The organism is Streptomyces sp. NPDC050418 (assembly GCF_044458745.1).
Classification (GTDB): Bacteria; Actinomycetota; Actinomycetes; order Streptomycetales; family Streptomycetaceae; genus Streptomyces.
In genome coordinates, this window is sequence record NZ_JBITIG010000001.1 from 568,579 (window position 1) to 594,385 (window position 25,807).

Annotated in this window: 24 protein-coding genes; 10 read left to right on the forward strand and 14 right to left on the reverse strand. The window is 71.5% G+C overall.

Features of this window, described 5'->3' with window-relative positions:
* Nucleotides 1-89 precede the first annotated feature (89 nt).
* Nucleotides 90-269, reverse strand: a complete 180-nt coding sequence (locus tag ACIBI4_RS02620; RefSeq protein ID WP_399201692.1) for a hypothetical protein — start codon at nt 267-269, stop codon at nt 90-92.
* 441 nt (nt 270-710) lie between these two features.
* Between ACIBI4_RS02620 and ACIBI4_RS02625 the strand changes: the two genes are divergently transcribed.
* Together ACIBI4_RS02625 and ACIBI4_RS02630 are read left to right on the forward strand one after the other, a co-directional pair.
* Entirely contained in the window at nt 711-1,217 is a 507-nt protein-coding gene (locus ACIBI4_RS02625; RefSeq protein ID WP_399201693.1) for a hypothetical protein, read from the forward strand.
* 25 nt (nt 1,218-1,242) lie between these two features.
* Nucleotides 1,243-2,076 carry an SDR family oxidoreductase gene (locus ACIBI4_RS02630; protein WP_399201694.1) on the forward strand — a complete coding sequence of 278 codons (834 nt, stop codon included), beginning with the start codon at nt 1,243-1,245 and terminating at the stop codon, nt 2,074-2,076.
* 52 nt (nt 2,077-2,128) lie between these two features.
* On the opposite strand, the gene ACIBI4_RS02635 is transcribed toward ACIBI4_RS02630, so the two are convergent.
* From ACIBI4_RS02635 to ACIBI4_RS02645, 3 genes are all read right to left on the reverse strand, one after another.
* Complete coding sequence (locus tag ACIBI4_RS02635) at nt 2,129-3,619, reverse strand: SDR family NAD(P)-dependent oxidoreductase (protein ID WP_399201695.1); 1,491 nt, start codon at nt 3,617-3,619, stop codon at nt 2,129-2,131.
* A gap of 155 nt (nt 3,620-3,774) precedes the next feature.
* Nucleotides 3,775-5,124 carry a wax ester/triacylglycerol synthase family O-acyltransferase gene (locus tag ACIBI4_RS02640; RefSeq protein WP_399201696.1) on the reverse strand — a complete coding sequence of 450 codons (1,350 nt, stop codon included), beginning with the start codon at nt 5,122-5,124 and terminating at the stop codon, nt 3,775-3,777.
* A 192-nt stretch (nt 5,125-5,316) separates the two neighbouring features.
* Complete coding sequence (locus tag ACIBI4_RS02645) at nt 5,317-7,899, reverse strand: PA14 domain-containing protein (RefSeq protein WP_399201697.1); 2,583 nt, start codon at nt 7,897-7,899, stop codon at nt 5,317-5,319.
* Between the two features lie 247 nt (nt 7,900-8,146).
* Between ACIBI4_RS02645 and ACIBI4_RS02650 the strand changes: the two genes are divergently transcribed.
* The 5 genes from ACIBI4_RS02650 (at nt 8,147) to ACIBI4_RS02670 (ending at nt 14,008) form a co-directional block, all read left to right on the forward strand.
* On the forward strand, nt 8,147-9,172 hold the full coding sequence (locus tag ACIBI4_RS02650; RefSeq protein ID WP_399201698.1) for a LacI family DNA-binding transcriptional regulator: 1,026 nt from the start codon (nt 8,147-8,149) through the stop codon (nt 9,170-9,172).
* Between the two features lie 168 nt (nt 9,173-9,340).
* Nucleotides 9,341-10,435: an ABC transporter substrate-binding protein gene (locus ACIBI4_RS02655; RefSeq protein ID WP_399201699.1), complete on the forward strand. Its 1,095-nt coding sequence runs from the start codon at nt 9,341-9,343 to the stop codon at nt 10,433-10,435.
* A gap of 2 nt (nt 10,436-10,437) precedes the next feature.
* On the forward strand, nt 10,438-12,030 hold the full coding sequence (locus tag ACIBI4_RS02660) for a sugar ABC transporter ATP-binding protein (protein ID WP_399201700.1): 1,593 nt from the start codon (nt 10,438-10,440) through the stop codon (nt 12,028-12,030).
* Nucleotides 12,027-12,989: an ABC transporter permease gene (locus tag ACIBI4_RS02665; protein ID WP_399201701.1), complete on the forward strand. Its 963-nt coding sequence runs from the start codon at nt 12,027-12,029 to the stop codon at nt 12,987-12,989. The genes ACIBI4_RS02660 and ACIBI4_RS02665 overlap by 4 nt, the downstream gene beginning before the upstream one ends.
* The gene (locus ACIBI4_RS02670) at nt 12,986-14,008 is read left to right on the forward strand and encodes an ABC transporter permease (protein WP_399201702.1); all 1,023 of its coding nucleotides are present in this window, start codon (nt 12,986-12,988) and stop codon (nt 14,006-14,008) included. Before ACIBI4_RS02665 ends, ACIBI4_RS02670 begins: the two co-directional genes overlap by 4 nt.
* A 46-nt stretch (nt 14,009-14,054) precedes the next feature.
* Here ACIBI4_RS02670 and glgC read toward each other — a convergent pair whose 3' ends face one another.
* The 3 genes from glgC to ACIBI4_RS02685 are packed head-to-tail and all read right to left on the reverse strand — an operon-like array spanning nt 14,055 to nt 17,301.
* A complete protein-coding gene (glgC, locus tag ACIBI4_RS02675) occupies nt 14,055-15,272 on the reverse strand; it encodes a glucose-1-phosphate adenylyltransferase (protein ID WP_399201703.1) in 1,218 nt (405 codons plus the stop codon).
* Nucleotides 15,273-15,300: 28 nt separating this feature from the next.
* Nucleotides 15,301-16,485, reverse strand: coding sequence for a glycogen synthase (gene glgA / locus ACIBI4_RS02680; protein ID WP_399201704.1), 1,185 nt, complete (start codon nt 16,483-16,485; stop codon nt 15,301-15,303).
* A gap of 48 nt (nt 16,486-16,533) precedes the next feature.
* Nucleotides 16,534-17,301, reverse strand: coding sequence for a (2Fe-2S)-binding protein (locus ACIBI4_RS02685; protein ID WP_399201705.1), 768 nt, complete (start codon nt 17,299-17,301; stop codon nt 16,534-16,536).
* 94 nt (nt 17,302-17,395) lie between these two features.
* Here ACIBI4_RS02685 and ACIBI4_RS02690 point away from each other — a divergent pair, with 94 nt between their 5' ends.
* Together ACIBI4_RS02690 and ACIBI4_RS02695 are read left to right on the forward strand one after the other, a co-directional pair.
* Nucleotides 17,396-18,088, forward strand: coding sequence for a carbonic anhydrase (locus tag ACIBI4_RS02690; protein ID WP_399201706.1), 693 nt, complete (start codon nt 17,396-17,398; stop codon nt 18,086-18,088).
* A gap of 201 nt (nt 18,089-18,289) precedes the next feature.
* Nucleotides 18,290-19,447, forward strand: coding sequence for a DMT family transporter (locus tag ACIBI4_RS02695; protein WP_399201707.1), 1,158 nt, complete (start codon nt 18,290-18,292; stop codon nt 19,445-19,447).
* Here ACIBI4_RS02695 and ACIBI4_RS02700 read toward each other — a convergent pair.
* Together ACIBI4_RS02700 and ACIBI4_RS02705 are read right to left on the reverse strand one after the other, a co-directional pair.
* Entirely contained in the window at nt 19,437-20,744 is a 1,308-nt protein-coding gene (locus ACIBI4_RS02700; protein WP_399201708.1) for a transglycosylase family protein, read from the reverse strand. The genes ACIBI4_RS02695 and ACIBI4_RS02700 overlap by 11 nt on opposite strands.
* A gap of 137 nt (nt 20,745-20,881) precedes the next feature.
* Entirely contained in the window at nt 20,882-21,868 is a 987-nt protein-coding gene (locus tag ACIBI4_RS02705) for an acetylxylan esterase (protein WP_399201709.1), read from the reverse strand.
* A gap of 118 nt (nt 21,869-21,986) precedes the next feature.
* Between ACIBI4_RS02705 and gndA the strand changes: the two genes are divergently transcribed.
* Nucleotides 21,987-23,426, forward strand: a complete 1,440-nt coding sequence (gene gndA, locus ACIBI4_RS02710; RefSeq protein ID WP_399201710.1) for an NADP-dependent phosphogluconate dehydrogenase — start codon at nt 21,987-21,989, stop codon at nt 23,424-23,426.
* An 81-nt stretch (nt 23,427-23,507) separates the two neighbouring features.
* Here the strand turns inward: gndA and ACIBI4_RS02715 are convergent, their stop codons facing one another.
* The 5 genes from ACIBI4_RS02715 to panD form a co-directional block, all read right to left on the reverse strand.
* On the reverse strand, nt 23,508-23,735 hold the full coding sequence (locus tag ACIBI4_RS02715) for a hypothetical protein (RefSeq protein WP_399201711.1): 228 nt from the start codon (nt 23,733-23,735) through the stop codon (nt 23,508-23,510).
* 136 nt (nt 23,736-23,871) lie between these two features.
* A complete protein-coding gene (locus tag ACIBI4_RS02720; RefSeq protein WP_399201712.1) occupies nt 23,872-24,309 on the reverse strand; it encodes a nitroreductase family deazaflavin-dependent oxidoreductase in 438 nt (145 codons plus the stop codon).
* Nucleotides 24,310-24,349: 40 nt separating this feature from the next.
* Nucleotides 24,350-24,784: a hypothetical protein gene (locus tag ACIBI4_RS02725; protein ID WP_399201713.1), complete on the reverse strand. Its 435-nt coding sequence runs from the start codon at nt 24,782-24,784 to the stop codon at nt 24,350-24,352.
* 145 nt (nt 24,785-24,929) lie between these two features.
* Nucleotides 24,930-25,274, reverse strand: a complete 345-nt coding sequence (locus ACIBI4_RS02730) for a GNAT family N-acetyltransferase (protein WP_399201714.1) — start codon at nt 25,272-25,274, stop codon at nt 24,930-24,932.
* Between the two features lie 56 nt (nt 25,275-25,330).
* On the reverse strand, nt 25,331-25,762 hold the full coding sequence (gene panD / locus ACIBI4_RS02735; protein WP_399201715.1) for an aspartate 1-decarboxylase: 432 nt from the start codon (nt 25,760-25,762) through the stop codon (nt 25,331-25,333).
* Nucleotides 25,763-25,807: the final 45 nt, after the last annotated feature.

Consider the following 25,807-nt stretch of genomic DNA (forward strand, 5'->3'; position numbering starts at 1 on the left):
CGTGCCGGGCGCCGCACCCGCCGTGTGCGGTGCGGCGCCGGGCCCCGTGAAGGTGCTCTTGCCGATGCTCGTGCTGGGTGCCGCGTGCGTCAGTCGACGCTGCGCAGAATGTGCGACTCGGTGAGGTCGTCCTCGTACCCCGCGAGGCGGATCGGCGCCGAGCGCGCCCACACCTCCAGGTTCCCCAGCTGGTCCCCGTGCCGGCGGCCTGCGCGGTCGCGCCGTTCCTTCGGGGCTCGTTGCTCACTCTTTGACTTGTCTGGTGTCACCGCGGACTCCTTATGTGTCGGGTAACCCCCGGGTCGCACCGCCCCGGGCTCCGGGGCGCCGCGGCCGCCTGGTGGGGCATCGCTCTGGCCAGTTCGGTCGCGGTGGCGCCGGTACTTCGTGCGGGACGAGCCGTGGTGACCGGCTTGTCCCAGGACGGACCAAGGGTGGTGGTGGAACCCGTTTGTTGCGGCCCGTGCGGAACAGAGTAACCAAATGAGCGGACCCCCGCTCTATGGGGAGGCAAAATCTGCGCGCATCTCCGGGAAAACGGCGCAAAGCGGCTCCTCGGGCGGGGATCGCACGGCGGTCCGACGGCTCACCGCGTGAGGTTCAGGCGGAATTCGCCTCGCCGTCAGGACGGCCTGCTGTCCTTCTGTCGGACGGTCAGCACCGGCACGTGTCCGCACCCTGCTCTGCCGGCCCCGTGGAAGGAGCCCTCCATGACGGCCACCAGGAACCAGGCGGTGCACACCGTCGAGCAGCTGATGGATCTGCTGTACGCGTGCCGGGACGTCCGGTACTCCCCCGGCGGCGGCGCTCCGACCCTGCCGCACGAGATGGATCTGCACGACCACGCGCTGCAGACCGCCGCGCTGCTGCGCCGCTCCCACCCGGCCGACAAGCAGCTCCAGGTGGCGGGGCTCGTCCATGCCCTGGGCCGGCTCCTGCGGCCGGGCGGCGACGAGACCGCCCGCGCCGTGCACGCCGCCGAAGTGGTGCGGCCCCTGCTCGGACGACGGGTCGCCGACCTCGTACGCCTTCATGCAACCGCAATGGCAACGGACCGGTCCCCCGACTCCGCGGAGGACGTGAGTGCGCTGCGGCACGCCGAGGACGCGGCGCGGGCGGCGCAGCTGAACGCGGGGGTCCTGGAGGACTGGCGGCCGGTGCTCGCGCTCGTGGCCGCGGCGCACGGAGAGCGGGGCGCGCACGGGGCTGCCGTTTGACGGTCCGTCATGTCACCGTACGCGGATGACATCTGGAGCCGAGCAGCACGCACTCGACGGCCGGGCCGCCCTGGTGACGGGCGCGACCCGCGGGATCGGACTGGCCGTCGCCCGCCGGCTGGGCGCGGCGGGAGCAGCGGTGTGGGTCACGGGCCGCGATCCGGAGGGGGTACGGAGGGCGGTCGGCGAACTGGGCAAGGCGGGCATCCGCGCGGGCGGTACCGCGGGCGACGTGGCCGATCCGGCTCATCTCTCCGCCTGCGTAAGCGAGTTGACGGGCACCTTCGGCCGGCTGGACGTCCTCGTGAACAACGCGGCGACGAACCAGCCGTACGGTCCGCTCATGGAAGCCGACCCCGACCGCTGGACCGCCGCCTTCGCGACGAACGTCGAAGCGCCGCTGCGGCTGGTGCAGTTGGCGTGGCGGGCCTGGATGGGCGGGCACGGCGGGTCGGTGGTGAACATCTGCACCGAGGGCACGCACGGGGTCGGGCCGAACGTCGGCGCGTACGTGACCGGCAAGGCGGCGCTGCTGCATCTGACGCGTCAGCTCGCGGGTGAACTCGCCCCGCGGGTCAGGGTGAACGCGGTGTCGCCCGGACTCGTGCGCACCGAGATGGCGCGCTTCGTCTGGGAGGGCGCCGAACAGCGGCTCGGCGAAAGCCTGCCGCTCGGCCGGATCGGCGAGCCGGAGGACATCGCTGAGGCCGTCCACTGGCTGGTGTCGGACGCCGCTCGCTGGGTCACGGGCACGGACCTGCTCGTGGACGGCGGAACCCGGGTGCGGGCGGCCTGGCAGGGCGGGTCATCGGCGGTGCACGAGCAGCTCAGGCAGAGCAGACCGCCCGGCTCCGCGTGAGCGGCGCGGCGCGGCGCGGCGCGCCACAACATGCCCTACTACCGCCCCACGCCTACCACTTGCCGGGCGCGTAGTCCTTCAGGAAGACGCCGTACACGTCCTCGCCCGCCTCGCCGCGCACCACCGGGTCGTAGACGCGGGCCGCGCCGTCGACGAGGTCGAGCGGGGCGTGGAAGCCCTCCTCGGCGAGGCGGAGCTTGTCGTAGTGCGGGCGCTCGTCGGTGATCCATCCGGTGTCCACCGAGGTCATCAGGATGCCGTCGGTCTGGAACATCTCGGCGGCGCTGGTGCGCGTCACCATGTTCATCGCGGCCTTGGCGGCGTTGGTGTTGGGGTGGCCCGCACCCTTGTAGCCGCGCCCGAACACCCCTTCCATCGCCGAGACGTTGACGACGTACGCGCGCTTGCTGACGGCCTTGCCCGCCGCCTCGGCCATCGAGGCGCGCAGCTTGCTGATGAGGATGAACGGCGCCGTGTAGTTGCACAGCTGGGTCTCAAGCAGCTCCACCGGGGAGATCTGCTCGATGGACTGCACCCAGGTGTTGGTGTGCACGACGTCGGGCACGAGACCGCCCGCGTCGATCGCGGTGCCGTCGCGGTGCTTCTCGATGCTGGCGTGTCCGGCGACGAGCGCGAGGTCGGCGACCTGCTGCGCGTCCATGCCGCTGATGCCGGCGGGCAGCGCCTGGATGCCGTCCACCGCACCGGAGTTGAAGGCGCCGATGACATGGTGCGCGGGCAGCTCGCCCGCGGGCAGCGGCGCGCTCTCGCCGTCGACCAGCGCTCCGTACGCGGAGGGAAGGCGGCGCACGGTCTGCGTGGCGTTGTTGATCAGGATGTCGAGCGGTCCGGCCTCGGCGACCTGGTCGGCGAGCGCGACGGCCTGCGCCGGGTCGCGCAGGTCGATGCCGACGACCTCAAGGCGGTGGATCCAGTCCGCGGAGTCGTCCATCGCCTTGAAGCGGCGGATGGCGTCCTTCGGGAAGCGCGTGGTGATCGTGGTGTGCGCGCCGTCGCGCAGCAGCCGCAGCGCGATGTACATGCCGATCTTGGCCCGGCCGCCGGTGAGCAGCGCGCGCTTGCCGCCGAGGTCGGCGCGGGCCTCGCGCTTGGCGCGGTTCTCGGCGGCGCACTTCTGGCACAGCTGGTGGTAGAACGCGTCGACCTCGACGTAGCGCGCCTTGCAGACGTAGCAGGAGCGCGGGCGCTGGAGTATCCCGGCGATCTCGCCGACCGTGGACGAGCTGGGCAGCAGGCCCTGCGTCTCGTCGTCGATGCGCTCGGCGGAGCCCGTCGCGGTGGAGTGCGTGACGGTGCGGTCGTGCTCGGTCTTCGCGGCGCGGCGCTCCTGGCGGCGGCGCTGCTTCACGGTCCGGTAGATGCCGGCGGTGGCCCGGCGGACCGTGATCGCGTCGGGGTGGTCGACGTCGATCCCGTCGAGCTCCTCGAGGACGGCCAGGCAGATCGCGAGCCGCTCCGGGTCGATACCGGGTCCGAAGTCCTGGAGCTGCTGCTCCTCGGGGGTCTCGCTGGTCACGCTCATCGCCGCTGTTTCCTCGTACGGGTCCGGGCGCACCGGCGCCGCTGAGTATCCAAAGAGTGGATTTTACGGAGCGGGGGTGCCGGTTTCCAAACCGCTCACGAAAACGGTGACTCGGGGTGAGGGGCCGCGCGCCGTGTGTGGCCCCGAAGGCCCGCTCAGGGGCCCTCCGCGGAGTCGGCCGCCTCGGCCAGTGCCCGTACCTCGTCGCGCAGCGCCTCGGCGAGACGCTCCAGGTCCGGGACGGCCTCCGCGTCCGCCACGAGGCCGTAGTGCACCCGTCCGCGGTACGTGGAGATCGCCACGGCCAGGGACTGGCCCTGGGCGAGCGGTGCGAAGGGGTACACCTCCGTCAGCGGGCAGCCCGCAAGGCGCAGGCCCAGGCTGGGCAGCGGGACGCTCGTGACGAGGATGTCGAAGAGCAGCCGCGCCGCCTGGGCCACGAACGGGCCGCCGAGCCGGTGGCCGAGCGGCGGGACGTGGTCGGCCAGGAGCGCGACCGCGCCGGCGCCCCGGTGGGCGCCCTCCTCCTTGTTGCGGTCCATGTCGGCACGGACCGTGCGCAGGCGCGCGAGTGGGTCGGGTTCGTCGACGGGGAGGCGGATGAGGTAGCCGGAGAGCCGGTTGCCCTGCGGCTGGTGGGAGCGGGGGCGGCGGCGGGAGACGGGGATGAGGGCGCGGGGCCGTATGGCCTCGGCGGTTTCGCCGCGCTCGTTCAGCCAGGACCGGAGCGCTCCGGCGACCAGGGCGATCAGGACGTCGTTGACGGTGCCGCCGGTCGTCTTGCGGATACGCTGGACGGCGTCGAGGTCCAGGGCGACCCCGGCGGTGCGGCGGGTGCCGGTCGGCCCGGAGGCGAGGGCCGGGGCCGAGCGGACGTCCCAGGTCGCCTTGGCCACCGAGGCGCCGATGTCGAGGGCCTGGCCGACGGAGTCGAGCCGGCGGCGGATCTCGCCGGGCAGTGCCTGCGGGCGGAGCAGCCGGGAGAGGAGACCGTCCGCGGCAGCGGGCTCGGCGGGACGCGGCACGCGGGCCGCGAACTCCGGCTGGGGGTCCATCACGCCGGCCGCCAGGGTCAGCGCGCGCAGTCCGTCGGCGAGCGCGTGGTGGAACTTGAAGAGCACCGCGAAGGTGACACCGTCCGCGCCGGGCAGGACGTGCGTCTCCCAGGGCGGGCGGGAGCGGTCGAGGGGGCGCTCCATGAGCGCGCCGGCCGCGGCGTGGAAGTCGTCCGTGGCTGCCGCCAGTCGTACGTGCTCGGCGGGGTCGAAGCGGGGTGCGGGTTCGCGGACCGCTCCCCCGGCGCCGTACCAGACGTCCCTGATCCGCATCCGCAGGCCGGGGACCTGCGGGGCGCGGGACATGAGCAGGTCGGCCGCGTGCCGGGCGGCCCCGGGTGCTTCGCCGGTGAAGACACCCAGGGCGCCCAGATGCATGGGGTGCGCGTCGGACTCGATGTTCCAGAACGCCAGGTCGAGGGGGGCGAGCGGATCGGTGTGGGGTGACATGCCCAGCTCTCGCGTCGACGACGGGGAGCCAGCAGTCAACAACCTGTTGACGACTACGGTCAAGCACGTTCGGAATACGCAACGTTACGAGCACATCAAATCTCGTTCCGCCGAACACTCGCCCTCCGCAGGTCACAGGCCTCACACAACTGACCGCCCGCCCCGGCTCACCTCAGTCGCACCGCACACCTCTCAGTCGCACCGCACACCTCCCGGAGCCGCCGCGTCCCGGATCAGCGCCTCGTGGGCCGCCTTGATCCGCTGCTTGTCACCCTTCAGGACCTTGCGGTCATAGGTGAGCAGCCCGTTCAACTCGCCCTCCACATCGGTGATCTGGGTGTACACGGCGCCGTTGCTGCCCTGGCAGGCCAGCGTCCGTACCTTGTCGAGCAGTGCCAGATACTCGTCGGTGTACTTCGCGCGGTCCACGCCCACGTAGGTGTGGCGGACGGGCCAGGCGTGGCCGGGCACGGCGAGTCCGAGGCCGCCGTACTCGCCGCTGACCAGCGCGCGGGTGCCGTCCGGCTGCGGAAGCAGCGGGCTCGGATAGCCGTGGGCGTCGGCGATGTCACCGTTGCCGCCGTCCACCGCGCCGCAGCAGTTGAGTCCGCTCATGTTGTTCACGAGCCGGCTCGGGTCCCAGGCCTTCGCCTGGTCCGCGATGCGCGCCTGGTCGTACTGGCCCCAGCCCTCGTTGAAGGTGACCCACATGATCACCGACGGGCTGGAGACATGCTGGTCGATCATCTTCTTCATCTCGCGCTCGTACTGCGCCCGCGAGGCGGCGTCCGGAGTGCGGCCCGCCGTCATGGACGGCATGTCCTGCCAGACGAGCAGGCCCATCCGGTCCGCGTGGTAGAACCATCGGTCCGGTTCGACCTTGATGTGCTTGCGCACGGAGTTGAAGCCGAGGTCCTTGTGCGCCTTCAGGTCGTACGCCAGCGCCTCGTCGCTCGGCGCGGTGTGCAGCCCGTCCGGCCAGAAGCCCTGATCGAGCGTGGCCATCGAGAACACCGGCTTCCCGTTGAGCAGGATCCGCGGCGTCCCGTCGGTCTTCTCGACCTTGACGGTGCGCATCCCGAAGTAGCCGGTCACCTTGTCGTCGCCGACGCGGACCTTGATGTCGTACAGGTGCGGATCGTCCGGCGACCACAAGTGCGGGTCGGGGACGGGGACCTGGAGCGTGCTGCCGGAGGTGCCGGCGGCCCGGCCGACCTCGCGCTTCCCGTCGTACGCGACGGCGGTGACAAGCAGTCCGTCCCGTACGCCCTGGACGTCCACCGCGAGCCGCTCGCCCGCCACGTCGGGGATCAGTTTGAGCCCGGAGGCGTGGTCCGCGGCCACCGGCTCCAGCCACACCGTCTGCCAGATACCGGACGAGGAGGTGTACCAGATGCCGGACGGGTCGAGGCGCTGCTTGCCGAGCGGCGGGTTCTCGCCGCCCGCGGCGTCGGTCGGGTCGTGGACGCCGACGATGACTTCCTGGGTGCCGCCGGGCTTCAGGGCGTCGGTGATGTCGGCGCCGAACCGGTCGTAACCGCCCTTGTGCTCGGTGACCTTCGTGCCGTTGACGTAGACGACGGACTGCCAGTCCACACCGTCGAAGTTGAGCTTGATCCGCCGGTCCTCGGCGGTCCAGTTCTTCGGCACGGTGAAGGTGCGGCGGTACCACATGCGGTCCTCGTGCCGCTCGACGCCGGAGAGCTGCGACTCCACGGGGTACGGGACGAGGATGCGCTCGTCGAGCGTCCGGCCGAACGGCGGCTGCTCGCCCTCGGTCGCGCCCGCGAACTGCCAGGTGCCGTTGAGGTTCTGCCAGTCAGGACGCTTGAGCTGCGGGCGCGGGTATTCGCGCCACGCGTTGGACGGGCGCACGTCCTCGCCCCACTTGGTGGTCAGCTGGTACGTGGAGTCATTGGTGGCGCCGCTCCAGAACGCGCCGACCGCCTTGCCGTCCTCGCCCGTCAGACCGCCCTCGCCGTCGTAGCGCAGATCGACCTGGCCGCCCTGCCCGACGACCGGTTCGCCGAGGGCGATGAGGAGCTTGGCCGGGTCGTCCGGATCGAGGCGGGCCTCGCCCAGCGGCCAGGGCGCGCCCCCGATGACGGCGTCCAGGTGGTCGGTGAACTCCGCGGGCGGCGCGGCCAGTTCCTGGATGAAGTCCAGGCGCAGGGTGCGTCCGGAGGCGAGGACGGAGCCGCCGTAGGCGCCGTCGTAGTCGAAGCCGTCGGGGAGGCGGAAGGCCGACTGCGGGATCGGCTGCTTGGCCTGGCCCGGCTGGATCCAGTTGACGTGCAGGTTCGAGCCGCCATAGTGCTCGAAGTACTCGACCTTGAAGTCGTACGCGGTGCCGGCGGTCAGCTCGACGGGCTGCGAGGTCTGTTCCTTGTCCCAGTCGTCCACCCAGTGGTCGATGGCGAGCCTGCCGTCGACCCAGAGCCGGAAGCCGTTGTCGCCGGTGATGGCGAAGGTGTGCGCGCCGCTGCGCTCGGGGACGAGCTTGCCGGTCCAGCGCACGCTCACGTCGTCGTTGCGGCCGGTCGCGGCGGACAGCCGGGATTCGAGGCTGTCGAAGTCGAGGTTCGGGTCGAATCCGGTGGTCTTCAGTTCCGCGAAGTCGAAGGCTCCCGGGGCGGATTGGGTGTAGTACTCACCCTTGAGGCCGGGCGGCTTGACGGGTTCCTCCAGGATCTCCGCGGCCTGCGCGGCGGGCAGCGCGGTCAGGCCCGCGAGTGCGAGCAGGACCGCGAGCAGTAATGCCAGTTGTCTTCTCATGGGGCGATGCACGGGGCGATCTCTCACGTCGATCCTCACTTCTGTGACGAAGGGTGGCGGGTCGTCGGATGAGTCTGTACAACGTTGGAAGGAACGGCAGTTGGCATGACAGCACGGCACCGGCCTGCTGTCCAGGGTCATGACAAACGGCCAGTACATACGCCTGTACATCGATGCACGCGCCGCTCGGCGGTGGCAGCGAGGTCACGGGCGGCGGCCAGGGGCGCCCGCCCCGGAGGGGAATCACGTGAGGGTGAGCCTCAAGGACGTCGCGGAATACGCCGGCGTCTCGATCAAGACCGTCTCGAACGTCGTGAACAACTACCAGCACGTCACACCGGCGATGCGCGAGCGGGTCCAGCGCGCCATCGACGAACTGGGCTACCGGCCCAATCTCACCGCCCGCCACCTGCGCAAAGGCCGCACGGGCATTATCGCGCTCGCAGTACCGGAGCTCGGCAACCCGTACTTCGCCGAGCTCGCGGGAGCCGTCATCGACGCGGCCGCGGAGCACGACTACACGGTGCTGCTCGACCACACCCGGGGCGATCGCGAACAGGAGATCCTCGTCAGCCAGGGCTTCCGGGCCCGGGTCATCGACGGCCTGATCCTCAGCCCGCTGGAGCTGGAGGCCGACGATCTGCGCGCCCGCACCGACGACGTGCCGCTGGTGCTGCTCGGCGAGCGCGAGTACGACCTGCCGTACGACCACATCGCCATCGACAACGTGGCGGCGTCCCGGGCCGCGGTGCGGCATCTGCTCGGCCTCGGCCGGACCAGGATCGCCTTCCTCGGCGCCCGCACCGACACCGCGAACCGGCCCGCCCACCTGCGACTGCAGGGCTGGCGCGAGGAGTTGAGCGGCGCGGGCCACGAGGCCTCGGACGCGCTGGTGGGACCGGTCGGCGGCTGGGACCGGGCCGACGGTGCCGTGGCGATGGCGCGGATGCTGGACGCGGGAACGCGGCCCGACGCCGTGTTCGCGTACAACGACCTGGTCGCGATCGGCGCGATGCGGGTGCTGCACGAACGAGGGCTGCGGGTGCCCTGGGACGTGGCGGTGGTGGGCTTCGACGACATCGTCGAGGGCCGCTTCGGCGCCGTCTCGCTCACCACCGTCTCGCCCGACAAGCACGCCATCGCGCGGCTCGCCGTCGAGTCGGTGATCAGTCGGCTGAGCGGGGCGGCTGCGGCCAACGGGGAGCCGCAGGGACGGGAACTCACCGCCGAATTCAGGCTGGTGGAGCGCGAGAGCACGCTGGGGCGCCGGTGAGCGGACCCGGCGCGCGCGCCACGGCCCTCCTGCGGGCAGCCGTGACGCGAAGGGTTTACAGCCTCCTTCCAACGATGTAAAAAACCCTGGAAACCCGTGAGTTGACCGCACCAGCCGATCTCCCACGCGTGCCTGAGCGCCGCGGGGCCGCGCCGTAATGGGGACTCCATGAAGCCGACCGTTCGTCTGCGCCGCAAGACCACCCACACCCTGCTGACCGCCGGACTCTGTCTGAGCCTGGCCCTCGCCGCCGGCTGCGCCAAGTCCGAGGACGACCCGTCCGACGCCAAGGACACCGGCAAGGGCGCGAATTCGGGCCAGGAGGTCGCCGAGCCGTCCGGCGACCAGGAGACCTGCGACCTCAAGACCTTCGGCGGCAAGGAGCTGGACCTGAAGGGCGCCACCGTCGGCTTCTCGCAGTCCGAGAAGGAGGCCAACCCGTTCCGTATCGCCGAGACCGCCTCCATCAAGGCCGAGGCGAAGGAGCGCGGGATCAAGCTCCTCACGGCCAACGCGCAGTCGCAGTTCTCCAAGCAGATCAGCGATGTCCAGGACCTGATCACCAAGGGCGCCGACGTCCTGGTGATCGCCCCGCTCAACTCCGACGGCTGGGGTCCGGTGCTGCGCACCGCCGCGCAGAAGAAGATCCCGATCGTCACCATCGACCGGAAGATCAACGCCGAGGCCTGCAAGGACTACGTGTCGTTCATCGGCTCCGACTTCGTCGAGCAGGGCAAGCGCGCCGCGGACCGGATGATCGAGGCCACCGGCGGCAAGGGCGAGGTGGCGATCCTGCTCGGCTCGCCCGGCAACAACGTCACGACCGAGCGCACCAAGGGCTTCAAGGACCGCGTCGCCGAGAAGGCCCCGGACCTGAAGGTGGTCTTCGAGCAGACCGGTGAGTTCGCCCGTGAGAAGGGCCAGCAGGTCACCGAGCAACTGATCCAGTCCAACCCGAAGATCACCGGGATCTACGCCGAGAACGACGAGATGGGCCTGGGCGCTGTCAACGCGCTCAAGGGCGCGGGCAAGAAGGCCGGCGACGTGCAGATCGTGACGATCGACGGGACACGCAACGCGGTGCAGGGCATCGTCGACGGCTGGATCCAGGGCGTCGTGGAGTCGAACCCGCGCTTCGGACCACTGGCGTTCGAGACTCTCGACTCGTTCACGAAGGGCGACGCGGTCGGCCGGAACGTCGTGATCAAGGACAGCGAGTACACCGAGGAGAACGCGAAGTCCGAGATCGGCAAGGCGTATTGAGCATGGAGGCGACGGACGACGTGGGCGGCCCGCTGCAGGGGGGCGGGCCGCCCGCCCCCGGTTCCGCGCCGGTGCTCGGGGTCACGGGGGTCACCAAGCGTTTCCCGGGCGCCCTCGCGCTCGACGGCGTGGACTTCGCGGTGTATCCCGGGCAGGTGCACGCACTGATCGGCGAGAACGGTGCGGGAAAGTCCACCCTGATCAAGGTCCTCACCGGCGTCCACCGCGCCGACCAGGGCCAAGTCCGCTACCGGGGCGAGCCGGTGGACTTCGGCACGCCTCTGGAGGCCCAGCACGCGGGGATCTCCACGATCTACCAGGAGGTCAACCTCGTTCCCCTGATGAGCGTGGCCCGCAATCTGTTCCTGGGCCGCGAGCCCCGCAACCGCTTCGGCCTGATCGACTTCCGCCGGATGCACCGCGCGGCCGACGAGGCGCTGCGCGACCTCGGCGTACGGGTCGATGTCACCCGCCCGCTGCGCAGCCTCGGCATCGGCGCGCAGCAGATGGTGGCGCTGGCCCGTGCGGTGCAGGTGGACGCGCGGGTCGTCGTGATGGACGAGCCGACCTCCTCGCTCGAACCCCGCGAGGTGCGGACCCTGTTCGGGGTGATCCGGATGCTGCGCGAGCGCGGTATCGCGGTGGTCTATGTCAGCCACCGTCTGGAGGAGCTCTACGAGGTCTGCGACACGGTCACCGTCCTGCGGGACGGCAGGCTGGTGCACACCGGCCCGATCGCGGACCTCGACCGGCTGCGGCTTGTCTCGCTGATGCTGGGCCGCGCTGTGGGCGAGGTGCGCAGCGACGGGCTCACGAAGTTCAGCGGCGAGCACGAGACCGGGGGCGAACCCGTGCTGAGCGCGCGGGGGTTGAAGGTCCGCCACACCCTGCACGACGTGTCCCTCGACATCCGTCCAGGTGAGGTCGTGGGGCTCGGCGGGCTGCTCGGCTCGGGCCGCAGCGAGACGGCGAAGGCGGTGGCGGGTGCGCTGCCGCCGGACGAGGGCGAGGTACGGGTGGCGGGTTCGCCGGTCCGTACGGGATCGACACCGGCGGCGATCCGCGCCGGGATCGGTCTGCTGCCCGAGGACCGCAAGGCGGAGGGCATCGTGCCCGGCCTCTCGGTCCGCGAGAACATCGCGCTCGCCGCGCTGCCCGGGCTCTCCCGCTTCGGTCTGGTCGACGAGGAGCGTGTGGACCGGATCGTCGACACCTTCATGAAGCGGCTGCGCATCAAGGCGGCGGGACCTCATCAGAAGGTCGGTGAGCTGTCCGGCGGCAATCAGCAGAAGGTGCTGCTCGCGCGGTGGCTGGCGATGCAGCCGAAAGTGCTGCTCCTGGACGAGCCGACGCGCGGGATCGACGTCGGGGCGAAGGCCGAGGTGCAGAAGCTCATCGACGAGCTGGCCGAGGACGGGCTCGGGGTGCTGCTCATCTCCTCGGACATGGAGGAACTGATCGAGGGCTCGGACCGGGTCGTGGTCCTCAAGGACGGCGCCGTGGTCGCCGAACTGGCCGGCGCCGAGGTGACCGAGGACCGGCTGCTGCAGGCCATCGCCGCACATCCTGACGATCCGGAGGCGGACACGCCATGACCCAACTGGCCCTGCGCGGACAGCCCCTGGACCGCGCCCGCTCGCTGCGGCTGCTGCAGGACTACGGCGTATACGCCGGCGTCCTCGTGCTTCTCCTCGCCAACGTTGTCCTCACCCCCAACTTCCTGTCCACGGAGAACTTCCGCACCCAGGCCGTCCAGGTCGCCCCCGTCCTGATCGTGGCGCTCGGCATGGCGCTCGCGATCGGCAGCGAGGGCGTGGATCTGTCGGTGGGGTCCGTGATGGCGCTCTCCACGGCGCTCATCTCCCTCTATCTGGGATACGGGCCGCTCGCGGCGATCCTCGTCGCGGTGCTCGGCGGGATGCTGGTGGGTCTCGCGAACGGTTCGCTGATCGCCTTCATCGGGGTCCAGCCCATCGTCGCCACGCTGGCGCTGATGGTCGCCTGCCGCGGACTGGCGAATGTGTTCCTGCCGCAGCTCAAGGACGTCCGCGACCCGACGATGGCCTCGCTGGGCAGCGGCGACGTGTTCGGCATCCCGTATCTGGTCCTGATCGCCGTCGCGCTGGCGCTGCTCGTCGCGTTCCTGGTGCGGCGCACCACGTTCGGCCGGCAGCTGCTCGCGATCGGCGACAGCCGGCCCGCGGCGCAGCTCGCGGGGCTTCCTGTGCGCCGCGTCCTGATCCTGGTGTACGTGGTGTCGGGCGCCCTCGCCGCCATCGCGGGCGTCCTCGCGACGGCCCGGCTCACGGCAAGCGATCCGACGTCGCTCGGCAATCTGATGGAGCTGTCCGCGATCACCGCGGTGGTCGTGGGCGGCACTCCGCTGAGCGGGGGCCGGGTGCGGATCGGCGGCACCGTCGCCGGTGCCGTGCTGATCCAGCTGCTCACCGCCACGCTCATCAAGCACGATCTGCCGCCGTCGTGGACGCAGATCGCCCAGGCCGTAGTGATCATCGCCGCCGTCTACGCGGCGCGGGAGCGGGGAAGGCGATGAGTACCGAGATGAAGAGCCCAGTGGCGGCGGCCCCGCCGCCCGCGGAGGAGACGCTCGGCGCGAGCCGCGGCGAGAAGCTCACGGCGCTCGCCCAGCAGCACGGCGCGCTGGTGGCGCTGCTGCTCACGGTCCTCGTCGCATCGGCGGGCTTCGACTCCTTCGCGACCTCCGACAACCTCGGGAACATCGCGGTCGGTTCGACGTTCCTCGCGATCGTCGCGCTCGGGATGACCTTCGTGATCGTCACGGGCGGCATCGATCTCTCGGTCGGTTCGACCTTCGCGCTCGGCGGCGTGCTCGCGGCGTGGGGTTCGCAGTACGGGACGCTGGTCGCGCTGCTCCTCCCGCCGGCGGTGTGCGGGCTGATCGGCCTGGTCAACGGGTTGCTGATCGCGAAGGCCCGGCTGGCCCCGTTCATCGTGACGCTCGCGGCGATGCTCCTGGCCCGCGGGATCCTGCTTGCGATCACCGACGAGGGCGCCACCACGTATCTGGTCGGCGAGACCTCGTTCCTCGCGACGCTCGGCGAGGACAGCCTGTTCGGCGTGAGCCTCCTGGTGTGGATCACGGCGCTGCTGTTCGTACTCGGCGGGCTGATGCTGCGCCGCAGCCGCTTCGGGCAGTACGTGTACGCGGTCGGCGGCAACGAGGACGCGGCCTCCCTCATGGGCGCCCCCGTGGCCCGTACGAAGATCGCCGTGTACACGTTGTCGGGGTTGTGCGCGGGGCTTGCGGGCGCGCTCAATGCCGCGTATCTGACCTCGGGCGTGACGATCGTCGGGATCGGCATGGAGCTTGACGCCATCGCCGCGGTGGTGATCGGCGGGACGCTGCTCACCGGCGGGTTCGGCTTCATCAGCGGAACGCTCGCCGGTGTGCTGCTGCTTCAGGTGATCAAGAACATCATCAACCAGATCGGCTCGCTCGACTCCTCCTATCAGCAGGTGGTGAGCGGGGCGTTCCTGGCCGTGGTGGTGATCGCGCAGACGTGGCTGGGGCGTCGGCGGCGGATGTTGTGAGCGGGCCTGTCCGTATGAACGTGCCTGCCCGTGTGAACGTGCCTGTCTAATCGACGGGTTGACCTTTGCCGAGGGCGATGACCCCGCCCTTGGACACCGTGTAGAGCTCCTGGTCCCGCTCGGGGTTGACGCCGATGGTCGCCCCGGGCGGGACGTCCACGTTCTTGTCGAGCACCGCGCCGCGGACGACGGCGCCGCGCCCCACGCGCACGTTGTCGTGCAGCACCGACCCCTGCACGACCGCGCCCGCCTCGACCACCACACCGGGCGACAGCACGGATCCGGTCACCTGGCCGCTGATGACACAGCCCGGGCTGACGATCGACTCCCCCGCGATCCCGCCGGCCACGAACTTGGCGGGCGGCAGCTGGCCGGGGTGGGTGTAGATGGGCCAGAAGCGGTTGTAGAGGTTGAAGACCGGGTGGTCCGAGATGAGGTCCATGTGGGCTTCGTAGTACGCGTCCAGGGTCCCGACGTCGCGCCAGTAGCCGTGGTCGCGGCCGGTCTCGCCGGGCACGTGGTTGTCGTCGAAGTCGTAGAGCCGGGCGACTCCGCGCTCGGTGAGCATCGGCAGGATCGATCCGCCCATGTCGTGCTTGGAGCGCGGGTCCTCGGCGTCCTTCTGCAGGGCGTCGACGAGGGTCTTGGTGGTGAACAGGTAGTTGCCCATGGAGGCGAAGACCTCGTTCGGGCTGCCGGGCAGCCCGGGCGGATCGGTGGGCTTCTCCAGGAACCGCTCGACGCGCGTACGGTCCTTGGCGGGCGTGATGATCCCGAAGGACGAGGCCTCGTGCCGCGGCACTCTGATCCCGGCGACGGTGACGCCTGCCCCGGACTCCATGTGCTGCTTCAGCATCTGCCGCGGATCCATCCGGTACACGTGGTCGGCGCCGAACACCGCGATGTAGTCGGGCTGTTCGTCGTGCACGAGGTTCAGCGACTGCAGGATGGCGTCCGCGCTGCCCGAGAACCAGCGCGGGCCGAGGCGCTGCTGCGCGGGCACCGGCGTGACGTAGTTGCCGAGGAGGCTGGACATCCGCCAGGTGGTGGTGACGTGCCGGTCCAGGGAGTGCGACTTGTACTGGGTGAGGACGCAGATCCGTAAGATGTCCCCGTTGACCAGGTTGGACAGGACGAAGTCGACGAGGCGGTAGGTGCCGCCGAAGGTGACCGCGGGTTTCGCGCGGTCCGCGGTCAGCGGCATCAGCCGTTTGCCCTCCCCGCCGGCCAGGACTATTCCGAGCACCGAAGGTCCGCCCCGCATCGCCGCCTCCTGGTTTCGCCGCGTTCAGTTATCCGCCGTGCGCCCGTCCCTGGTTCCGCATGAGGTCCTCGTACAGGTCGGCCGTCCTGCGCGCTATCGCGTCCCAGCCGAACTCGCCCACCGCCCGCTGCCGCCCCGCCGCACCCATCCGCGCGGCCCGTTCCCCGTCCCGTACCAGGGTGTTGAGCGCCTCGGCCAGGCCCCGTTCGAAACTCTCGCCGTCCTTCTCGTCGTACGGCACGAGCAGACCGGTCCCGTCGGTGACGACCTCGGGGATCCCGCCGACGTGCGACGCCACCACGGGGGTCGCGCAGGCCATGGCCTCCAGGTTGACGATGCCGAGCGGCTCGTACACGGAGGGACAGGCGAACACGGCCGCGTGTGTGAGGAGTTGGACGACCTCGGGGCGCGGCAGCATCTCGGGGATCCAGTGCACGCCGTCGCGGCCCCGGCACAGCTCCTCGTACAGGGCGCGGAACTCGCGGTCGATCTCGGGGGTGTCCGGGGCGCCGGCGCACAGGACCAGCTGGACGTCCGGGTCCAGCTGCCGTGCGGCACGCAGGAGATGGGGTACGCCCTTCTGGCGGGTGATCCGGCCGACGAAGAGGACGTAGGGGCGGCCGGTGTCGATGCCGCGGCGCGCGAGGACCTCGCGGCCGGGGTCGGGCCGGTAGAGGTCCGTGTCGATGCCGTTGTGGATGACGTGCACCCGGTCCGGGCCGATCGCGGGGTAGCTCGCCAGGATGTCCTCGCGCATGCCGTGCGAGACGGCGATCACCGCGTCGGCGGCCTCGACGGCGGTCCGTTCGGCCCAGCACGACAACGCGTAGCCGCCACCGAGCTGTTCGGCCTTCCAGGGGCGCAGGGGTTCGAGCGAGTGCGAGGTCATCACGTGCGGGATGCCGTACTGGAGCTTGGCGAGGTGGCCCGCGAGGTTGGCGTACCAGGTGTGCGAGTGGACCAGGTCGCGGTCGGCGACGGCGGCGGCCATGGAGAGGTCGACGGAGAAGGTGCGCAACGCGTCGTTGGCATCGGCCAGTTCGCTCCAGGCGGTGTGCCGCCGGACCCCGGCCTCACCGGTCCGGTCCGTGCCCCAGCAGTGCACGCGGACGTCCGCGAGGGACCGTAACTCCCGTGCCAGGAACTCCACATGGACTCCTGCGCCGCCGTAGACGTCCGGCGGGTACTCACGGCTGAGCAGTCCGACCTTCACCCTCGGCCCTCCGCTCCCTCGCACGGCGTCGGCGGCGCACCCTCATGGTCACCCAGTTCGGTGAGGAGCGGAAGAGCGCGGTGGCGGCGGGGTGCGGAAGCAGCAGTCGCCGCAGACACCGCCGCCCGGGACGCGGTAGTAGAGACAGCAGCTGCGCCGCCGGAAGTCCGGGCCCTCGTACTCGCCGGTTCCGCGCAGCCGCGGGTCCGTGAAGAGCTCCGCGGCCAGTGTACGGGCGCGCGCGGCGGCCGCCGACTGCCCCGTGCGCCGCGCCCACCGGCCGATCTCGCGCGCGGACGCGGCGAGCGCGGAGCCCGCGTTGCCCCACAACAGGCCCTCCGAGATACGGAATTCGGTGCGGACGGCCGCGGCGAGGGGGGTGAGGTGGTGATCGAGGACGACGGCGGCCAGTTCCTCCGGGTGCCGTGCGCCGCTGCCCGCGAGGGTGAGGTCGTCGGGGCTTGTCCCGTCGGGGTCCCAGTGAAGGAGGGCCGGGTCGAGGTCGGGGATGCGTCCGTGCAGGGCGGCCGACCCCAGCGCGACGGACCACAGGCGGGCGGCGAGCCCGAGGTGCGCGATCGACACGGCGATACGGGGCTCCGGCGCACCGATCGCCGCGCCGACCTTGGCGACACGGAACATGAGCGGGGTGGCGTCGCCCGCGTAGAGGGCGGCGAGCGGGGCGCCCGCCCTGCGCGCACCGCCGCTGCCGTCACCTCGCTCGCCGCCGGCGGCGTCCGCGGCGCGTCGCAGCGCGAAGAAGCCGCCGACCGAGGCGACCAGGCTGATGTCTTGGGCGGTCAGGGGCTCGGGCATGGCGTCATCGTGGCAGGAGGGTCCACGTCACCCACAGGTGGGTACCTGAGCCGATCCCCGGTGCGGCGTCCGTACCGCTCCCCACCATGGCGCCATGAACACAGACAGTCAGGGCTCCGCGCGCGGGCGCCGTGCCTTTCTCGGTCTCGGGGTCGCCGCTGTCCCTGTCGCCACGCAAGTGCCCGGCCCGCGGGCCGGGGCGCCCGGGGACCTGCCGCGCACGGCCGAGCAGGCGCTGCGGCGGCTGCGGGCCGGGAACCGCCGCTACGCCGAGGTGCACGCGGAGCATCCGCACGAAAGCCGCCAGTGGCGGCGGGCCGTCGCGGTGGCCCAGCATCCGTTCGCCGTGGTGCTCGGGTGCATCGACTCGCGGGTGCCGCCGGAGCTCGTCTTCGACCAGGGGCTCGGCGATCTGCTCGTGATCCGTACCGCCGGGCACGTCCTGGACGAGGCGGTGCTCGGCAGCGTGCAGTACAGCGTCGAGGAGCTCGGCGTACCGCTGGTGGTCGTCCTCGGGCACGAGCGCTGCGGCGCGGTCACCGCGGCGGTGGCGCACGTGCGCGACGGCGGACGCGTGCACGGGCATCTCGCGCGGGTGGTGGACGCCATCGCGCCGGCCGCCCGCGCGAGCCGCTTCCGGCCAGGCGACTGGGTCGACAACGCCGTACGGACCCACATCGCGCGGGTCGGCGCCCAGGTGGCGGGCGATCCGACGGTGGGGCGCGCCGCGGTCGTGGGGGCGCGTTTCGACCTCGACACCGGCCGCGTACGGTTCCGGCGCCCGTAGGCCAGGGGGCGCACCGAGCCCACGGCGCACTCCCCCCGCAGGTCACGGGCGCCCACCCAGAGGACTACGCAGCGTGCGGCGTACTCCATCGGCAGTACCCCGGAATGCGTGCTCAGGGACGACGACCGGGCGGAATGAAAGCGTCATCGTGGATGTTATGAATCGCGACCATCTGCCGCACGAGAACGTCCGGAGGCACATATGAGTGCCCTCGCGTTGTCCGTGCTCCTGTCGCTCGTCTCCGCCGTCGCCTACGCCGGCGGAGCCATCGTGCAGGAGCGCGTCGCCACAACCGGGCGCAGCCATTCATACGCCCCTCTGCGCAGCGCCGGCTGGTGGATCGCGGTCGTGCTCAACAGCCTGGGCGGCCTCCTGCACGTCGTCGCGCTGGCCTACGGCCCGCTGAGCGTCGTCCAGCCCCTGGGCGCCCTCACCATCGTCTTCGCGCTGCCGATGGCCGCGCTGTTCGTGGGCCGCAAGGCCGGTTCGACCGCCTGGCGCGGCGCCATCATGGCGACCGTCGGCCTCGCGGGCATGCTGGTCCTGACCGGCGGCACCGCGTCGCACGCCCTGGACGGCGGCGAGCAGCTGCTCGTGGCGCTGACCACGCTCGGTGGCGTCGGCGCACTGATGGTGACCGCGCACGCGGTGCACCGGCACCCGGTGATGCGCAGCGTCCTGCTCGCCACCGCATCGGGTATCTCCTTCGGCATGGCCTCGGTGTTCACGAAGAACGTCACCGTGGACTTCTCGGCCGGCAGCCTCGTGCACGAACTTCCCGGCTTCGCGATGATCGCCGTGCTCGCGGTCGGCGGTCTGCTCCTGTCGCAGGCGTCCTACCGTGGCGCCGGTCTCGCGGCCCCGCTCGCGGTGCTCACGGTGGTCAACCCGGTGGTCGCCGCCGCGGTCGGTCTGACCCTGTTCGGAGAGACCTTCCGGTACGGGCTCACGGGCACCCTGATCGCACTCGGATTCGGTGCCGTGGCGGCCGGCGGGCTGATCCTGCTGACCACGGAGCGGATCGGGCAGGACCCGGCCTCCGTGCAGGTGTCAGAGGCGCAGCCGGTCCCGGCCCGCGATGTGGCCCTGGACGCGGCCGACCTGCTCCTGCCGGAGACGGTGCTCGTGCCCGACACCCCGGAAACCGTGGTCGTCCCCGCCGCCGAGGCGCTGGTCGTCCCCGACACACCGGCCGGGGTCCATACGCGCGACTCACCCGGTTCGTTCTCGGCGCATGACCTCGTCCGTGCCGTGGCCGCCGAGCACGCGCCTGCGGGCCCGGACGGCGAGGACCGCGCGGACGACGGGCTGCCCGGGATTCCGGGACAGCCACCCTGTCCGCACATGATCAGATTCTGACGCCGCCCGCCCGCAGATAGCCCAGCGGGTCGACGTCACTGCCGTACCCGGGCCCCGTCCGCACCTCGAAGTGCAGATGGGGCCCGGTGCTGTTCCCGGTCGAGCCGGAGCGGGCTATCCGCTGGCCCGCGTTCACGGTCTGGCCCTGCTTCACGACCAGCGCGGACAGGTGCGCGTACTGCGAGTAGCGCCCGTCGTCGTGCCGGATCACCACCTGGTAGCCGTACGCACCGGCCCAGCCCGCCGAGACCACCTTGCCCTCGGCGACCGCCTGGACGGACGTCCCGGTGGGCACGGGGAAGTCGACGCCCGTGTGGTAGCCGCTGGACCAGGAGCCGCCGGCCGCGCGGTAGGGGGTGCTGGGGGTGGCGGCGACGGGGGCGCTGCGGCGCGGGGCGCTCTTCGTCCCGCCCTGCGGCTTGCTGTCGCGCGCCTTGCGGTCGGCCTTGTCCGCCGTCTTGCCCGTCGCCTTGTCCGCGGGCTTCTCCGAGGCCTTCGAGCGGGGCTTCCCGGCCTCCGGTTTCGCGGTCACCTCCGGTTTCGCGGTCGCCTTCGGCTTGGCGGGCGCGCTCCGGGCGTCCTTCTCCGGCGGTGGAGGTGTGCCCTTCGGCGGGGGCGGTGTCGCCGTGCCGCCGCCCGCCTTCGGTGACTCCAGGGCGAGCCTCTGGCCCGGCAGGATCAGGTTCGGGTCCTGGCCGACGACCTTGCGGTTGGCCGCGTACAGCCGCTGCCAGCCGCCGCGCACGGCCCGCTCCTCGGCGATGCCGGAGAGGCTGTCACCGGGGACGACCGTGTACATCTCGGTGCGTCCGGCCTTGGACTGCGGCGTGGTCTCGGGCTTCGTGTCGGCCTTGTCCCGCTTCTTCTTCGCGGCCGTCCCGGCCGCGGCCCGCTCCTGCGCCGGCTCGATGTCGGGCGCCGTGCCGCCGCGGGTCAGGCCCGCGCGGACCGAGCAGACGGGCCAGGCCTGCGGCCCCTGCCCCTTGAGCACCTTCTCCGCGATGGCGATCTGCTGGTCCTTGGTGGCGAGGTCGGCGCGCGGCGCATAGCGTGCGCCGCCGAAGGCCTCCCAGGTGGACTGCCTGAACTGCAGCCCGCCGTAGTACCCGTTGCCGGTGTTGATCGCCCAGTTGCCGCTCGACTCGCACGCCGCGACCTTGTTCCAGGTGTTCACGTCGGCGGCCTGCGCGGTGCCGCTGCCGATGAGCGGCAGCGCCATCGACGCACCGCCGACCGTCACGGTGAGCGAGGCGCGGTGGATTCTGTTCGGCTCCTTGCGGCGATGACGGCCCGGCATGCTGTCCCCCAAACGACGCGCGTCAAGGCCCGCAAACGTAATGGCCCCGAACAGGCCATGACAAGAGGGTCTTCGGCCGCCTTGGCGACAACTGCACCGTCATCCACGCCAGTTGATCCACCGCGCCCAGAACGCCCTCAGCCCTCGCGCCCCGCCCTCAACCTGCCGGGCAGCCAACGGAGTTGAACGGCCTGCTGATACGGGCCGCCGCCCTCGTGACCGTTGAAGTCATACACCTCGATGGTCTTGTCCGCGCCCGCGTACGCGTTGAAGGCCGCGAAGACCGTCGACGGCGGGCAGGTCTGGTCCTCCAGGGCCGTCGAGAACAGCGCGGGCGCGGTGCCGCGGGCCGCGAAGTGCACTCCGTCGAAGTACGAGAGCGTCTTCAGGATCTTCGCGGGGTCGGCGCGCCGCGCCTGCAGATAGCCGCCGATCTCGCGGTACGGCATCCGGTCCGTGAGGGTGATCGCGCGCGGGAAGTCGCACAGGAACGGCACGTCCGGGGCGATGGCCGCGAGGTCGGGCACGAGTCCGCCGACCGCGACCGTCAGTCCGCCGCCCTGGCTGACGCCGGTCACGGCGGTGCGCGCGGCGTCCACCAGCGGGTGGGCGCGGGCCGCCTCGACGGCCCGTACGGCGTCGGTCATCAGCCGCCGGTAGTAGTAGTCGTGCGGGTCCTCGATGCCGCGGGTCATATAGCCGGGATACGCGGGACCGCTGCCCACGGGATCCGCGGTGCCGCCTTCGGCCCAGCCGCCGCTGCCCTGTCCGCGGCTGTCCATCACGAAGTGCGCGAACCCGGCCGAGGCCCACAGCAGATGCATGTGCGGCAGCCCGCGTCCGCCGCCGTAGCCGATGTACTCGACGACCGCGGGCAGCGGTTCGCTCGCGTTGGCCGGAAGTATCAGCCAGCCCTTCACCGGATGGCCGCCGTAGCCGGAGAACGTCACGTCGAGGACGTCGACTCCGCTCAGTCCTGTGTCGACCGGCTCGAAGCGCGCGGCGAGGTCGTGCTCGCGCGTCTCCGCGAGGGTTTTCTCCCAGAACACATCGAAATCGGCGGGCGCCGGCAACGACGGATGGTAGGAACGGAGTTGATCGAGCGGCAGATCGAACAAGGCCATGGAGATAACGCTCCCTCAAACGTCCGTCGGACAGGTTGCCGGGAACATATCCCAGACGTACGCGCGTTACTGAGCCCCAGGCAGCACATACTTTTCCCAAGATCCAGGAGCGACAGGCATGAGCACTACAGCCCAGATCGGTGTCACGGGACTTGCGGTGATGGGCCGCAACCTCGCCCGCAATTTCGCGCGCAACGGATACGCGGTCGCCGTGCACAACCGCACCGCCGCCAAGACCCACGCGCTGGTCGAGGAGTTCGGGCATGAGGGCACCTTCGTCGCCGCCGAGAGCGCCGAGGAGTTCGTCGCCGCCCTGGAGCGTCCGCGACGCCTGGTGATCATGGTCAAGGCCGGCGCGCCGACGGACGCGGTGATCCAGGAGTTCGCCCCGCTCCTCGAACCCGGCGACATGATCATCGACGGGGGCAACGCCCACTTCGCGGACACCCGCCGCCGTGAGCAGGAACTGCGCGAGCAGGGCATCCACTTCGTGGGCACCGGTGTCTCCGGCGGCGAGGAGGGCGCGCTGCTCGGCCCGAGCATCATGCCCGGCGGCTCCGCGGAGTCGTACGCCACGCTCGGTCCGATGCTGGAGAAGATCTCCGCGAAGGCCGCCGACGGCACGCCGTGCGTCACGCACTGCGGCCCGGACGGCGCGGGGCACTTCGTGAAGATGGTGCACAACGGCATCGAGTACGCCGACATGCAGCTGATCGCCGAGGCGTACCACCTGCTGAGGGATGTCACGGGCTACTCCCCCGCCGAGATCGCGGACATCTTCCGCACCTGGAACCGGGGCCGCCTCGACTCGTACCTCATCGAGATCACCGCCGAGGTGCTCTCGCATGTGGACGCGGCGACGGGCGAGCCCTTCGTCGACATCGTGCAGGACCAGGCGGAGCAGAAGGGCACCGGCCGCTGGACCGTGCAGATCGCGCTCGACCTGGGCGTGCCGGTCTCGGGGATCGCCGAGGCGGTCTTCGCGCGCTCCCTGTCGGGTCACACGGCGCTGCGCGAGGCCTCGCGCGAGCTCGCGGGTCCGACGGCGCGGCCGCTCGGGGAGGACGAGAAGGCGGCGTTCGCGGACCAGGTCGAGCAGGCGCTGTACGCCTCGAAGATCGTCTCGTACACGCAGGGCTTCCACGAGATCCAGGCGGGCTCCGACGAGTACGGCTGGGACATCGACCTGGGCGCGGTGGCCTCCATCTGGCGCGGCGGCTGCATCATCCGGGCCGCGTTCCTCGACCGCATCCGCGCGGCGTACGACGCGCGCGCCGATCTGCCCAGCCTCCTCGCCGACAAGGGCTTCGCCGAGGAGATCGCGGCGGCGCAGGACGACTGGCGCGCGGTGCTCGTGGCGGCCACGCAGCAGGGCGTGCCCGCGCCCGGTTTCTCGGCGGCGCTCGCGTACTACGACGCGCTGCGCGCGGAGCGGCTGCCGGCCGCGCTGACGCAGGGCCAGCGGGACTTCTTCGGTGCGCACACCTACCGGCGCACGGACCGCGAGGGCTCGTTCCACACGCTGTGGGGCGGCGACCGGTCGGAGGTCACGGCCTGAACCGGCCGTCTTTGCTGGTGAGTTGATGCGCGGGGCGGCGGCCGAGGCGGCTGCCGCCCCGCACTCACGCAGGCGGGCCGTTCAGGACATCGGCCCCGGCTGCGGCTCGGGCTCCGGTCCGGGGACGGGCTCACGGCCCGGCGGGGACGGCATCGGCGACGGGGACGGCTCCGGTTCGGGGCCGGGGCGCTGCGGGAACGGGTCGGGCATCGGACCCGGGTCGGGCGGCGGCCCCGGACGGCCGGGGTCCGGCGGATACGGGCCGGGGGTGGGCCCCGGCCCGACGGGGTCGGGGTACGGGTGCGTCATGGTGCTCCTCCTAGGGAAACGGAGGCCTCTCTCCTGACCACTGTCTCCCGGGGCGCCTGCCCGCGCCCGCCGAATCCACGCTCCGGTCCGTCGCGGTCCGTCCCGGTGCTGGTCACCGGCCCGTATCCGTCCGTACTCAGTCGCCGCTGCGCCGCAGACGTACGACGGGAATGTCGCGGGTGGTCTTCGCGCGGTAGGACGCGTACCGCGGGAACAGCTCGACGAGGCCCGGCCAGACCCGTTCCTTCTCCTCGGGCGGCAGCGTCTCGGCGGTGGCCTCGAAGCGCTCCGTGCCGACCTGGAGCCGTACGGCCGGGTTGGCCTGCAGGTTCAGGTACCACAGCGGGTGCTCGTCGTTGCCGTAGTTGGAGCCGACGAGCAGATAGTCCTCGCCGTCACGCCCGTACATGAGCACGGTCCGCCGCCACAGGCCGCTCTTGCGGCCCTGGTAGTCGAGCAGCAGACAGGGCACGCCCATCACGGTCGTGCCCTTGGTACCGCCGGACTCCTCGTACTTCTGCGCCTGGGCGGCCACCCAGCCGACCGGGGTCACGACCACGTCGTCCTGCGCCATCTCTGCTCCTCCGCTTGAGGGTGCACAGCATTCCAGGGCTTCACCATGCCCAGCGGGCGTCCGCCGCGGCCAGTACGGCACGCAGGGCGCGGGCGGCGGGTCGGCTCAGGGCGCCTTCCACCACGGTGAGCAACTCGCGTGCCGCGAACGGGTCGCCGCAGCAGTAGAACTCCAGGTCGGCGTCCTTGACCGACCAGTGCGTGGCGGCGGGCCTGCGGGCGAAGTCCTGCCAGAGCAGGACGGCGTCGGTGACGGCGCCGGGGAAGAGGTAGTTGCGGGTGCGTTCGAGGCGGTCGATCTCGGCCAGGACGCGCCGGGACAGGCCGTCGACCTCACGCACCCGGCGCACTCCGGGGTAGGCGCGCGCTCCGTGCGGGTGGCGCTTCGCGCCGTACCGGCCCTCGTCACGCTCCACGCGGGGCGCGCGCCGGGCCGGGCGGGCCGCCCGGACCTCGCGCGGCCGCCTACGCGCCATGGGCCTTTCGCTGCCGGACCGTCCCCTGCCGTACCGGCCGGAGGCGGTGCGTTCGCTGCTTGATCATGCGCGCCATCGTGCCACGGGGACGACGGCGCGCCCACCGGATTTCCTCAACGCCCCGGCCCGGCCGGGCCGGTGGGGATCACCATTTGCCGGGATCGTCCGCCAGCGCCTTCTTCGCCGCGTGCATCAGCTCGGGCGTCGCCGCGGGCGCCTCGTCGGGGTGCTTGGCCGCCCAGCGCACCACGTACGGGCAGAGCGGCGCGACGGCGAAGCCCTCGCGCGCGGCGATCGTGTACAGCTCGCGCGCGAGCGAGCCCGCGATGCCCTGACCCTCGTGGGCGGGCTCCACGACGGTGTGCACCGGCACGAGGGCGGGTGCGGGCTCGTCGAGCACGAAGTACTGGATGTGGCCGAGGACTTCACCCTCGGCGCGGGCCTCAAGCCGGCCCTTGGGCCGGTCGTCGAAGATCACGGTGTCTGTCATGCGGGCCAGTCTGCCAAGGCGGCCGGACACTGTCCCGCCGGGCCCGCTCCGGAGCGTCAGACGCGGGCGGCGGGCACCCGTGCCTGCGGGCTGCGCTGCGTGTCGGTGCCCGGTACGGGAGCGGAGGCGTCGCTGCCGAGCTCGACGATCCTGTTGTCGGCGTCCACGTGCACGACGCTGGGGCGCAGGGTACGTGCCTCGGCGTCGTCGACCTGGGCGTAGCTGATGAGGATCACCAGGTCGCCGGGGTGGACGAGATGCGCCGCGGCGCCGTTGATCCCGATCACACCGGAGCCGGGCTCGCCCTCGATGACGTACGTCTCGAGCCGGGCGCCGTTGGTGATGTCGACGATGTGCACGAGCTCACCGGGCAGCAGGTCCGCGGCGGCCATCAGCTCGGCGTCGACGGTCACGGATCCCACGTAGTGCAGGTCCGCCTGGGTCACGGTGGCGCGGTGGATCTTGCTCTTGAACATGGTGCGCAGCATGGAGCTACTCCTGAGGGTCGGCTACCTGCCTGCGTCCGTGCAGGT

Excerpts from the sequence above, each read along its gene's own strand:
- ACIBI4_RS02645 (WP_399201697.1), bottom strand. The coding sequence starts at position 7,899 with ATGAGAAGACAACTGGCATTACTGCTCGCGGTCCTGCTCGCACTCGCG.
- ACIBI4_RS02630 (WP_399201694.1), top strand. The coding sequence starts at position 1,243 with ATGACATCTGGAGCCGAGCAGCACGCACTCGACGGCCGGGCCGCCCTG.
- ACIBI4_RS02700 (WP_399201708.1), bottom strand. The coding sequence starts at position 20,744 with ATGCCGGGCCGTCATCGCCGCAAGGAGCCGAACAGAATCCACCGCGCC.
- ACIBI4_RS02685 (WP_399201705.1), bottom strand. The coding sequence starts at position 17,301 with ATGCCCGAGCCCCTGACCGCCCAAGACATCAGCCTGGTCGCCTCGGTC.
- ACIBI4_RS02665 (WP_399201701.1), top strand. The coding sequence starts at position 12,027 with ATGACCCAACTGGCCCTGCGCGGACAGCCCCTGGACCGCGCCCGCTCG.
- ACIBI4_RS02640 (WP_399201696.1), bottom strand. The coding sequence starts at position 5,124 with ATGTCACCCCACACCGATCCGCTCGCCCCCCTCGACCTGGCGTTCTGG.
- ACIBI4_RS02690 (WP_399201706.1), top strand. The coding sequence starts at position 17,396 with ATGAACACAGACAGTCAGGGCTCCGCGCGCGGGCGCCGTGCCTTTCTC.
- ACIBI4_RS02660 (WP_399201700.1), top strand. The coding sequence starts at position 10,438 with ATGGAGGCGACGGACGACGTGGGCGGCCCGCTGCAGGGGGGCGGGCCG.
- ACIBI4_RS02725 (WP_399201713.1), bottom strand. The coding sequence starts at position 24,784 with ATGGCGCGTAGGCGGCCGCGCGAGGTCCGGGCGGCCCGCCCGGCCCGG.
- ACIBI4_RS02625 (WP_399201693.1), top strand. The coding sequence starts at position 711 with ATGACGGCCACCAGGAACCAGGCGGTGCACACCGTCGAGCAGCTGATG.
- panD (WP_399201715.1), bottom strand. The coding sequence starts at position 25,762 with ATGCTGCGCACCATGTTCAAGAGCAAGATCCACCGCGCCACCGTGACC.
- ACIBI4_RS02695 (WP_399201707.1), top strand. The coding sequence starts at position 18,290 with ATGAGTGCCCTCGCGTTGTCCGTGCTCCTGTCGCTCGTCTCCGCCGTC.
- ACIBI4_RS02655 (WP_399201699.1), top strand. The coding sequence starts at position 9,341 with ATGAAGCCGACCGTTCGTCTGCGCCGCAAGACCACCCACACCCTGCTG.
- ACIBI4_RS02635 (WP_399201695.1), bottom strand. The coding sequence starts at position 3,619 with ATGAGCGTGACCAGCGAGACCCCCGAGGAGCAGCAGCTCCAGGACTTC.
- ACIBI4_RS02720 (WP_399201712.1), bottom strand. The coding sequence starts at position 24,309 with ATGGCGCAGGACGACGTGGTCGTGACCCCGGTCGGCTGGGTGGCCGCC.
- glgC (WP_399201703.1), bottom strand. The coding sequence starts at position 15,272 with ATGCGGGGCGGACCTTCGGTGCTCGGAATAGTCCTGGCCGGCGGGGAG.
- ACIBI4_RS02730 (WP_399201714.1), bottom strand. The coding sequence starts at position 25,274 with ATGACAGACACCGTGATCTTCGACGACCGGCCCAAGGGCCGGCTTGAG.
- ACIBI4_RS02670 (WP_399201702.1), top strand. The coding sequence starts at position 12,986 with ATGAGTACCGAGATGAAGAGCCCAGTGGCGGCGGCCCCGCCGCCCGCG.
- ACIBI4_RS02715 (WP_399201711.1), bottom strand. The coding sequence starts at position 23,735 with ATGACGCACCCGTACCCCGACCCCGTCGGGCCGGGGCCCACCCCCGGC.
- ACIBI4_RS02705 (WP_399201709.1), bottom strand. The coding sequence starts at position 21,868 with ATGGCCTTGTTCGATCTGCCGCTCGATCAACTCCGTTCCTACCATCCG.
- gndA (WP_399201710.1), top strand. The coding sequence starts at position 21,987 with ATGAGCACTACAGCCCAGATCGGTGTCACGGGACTTGCGGTGATGGGC.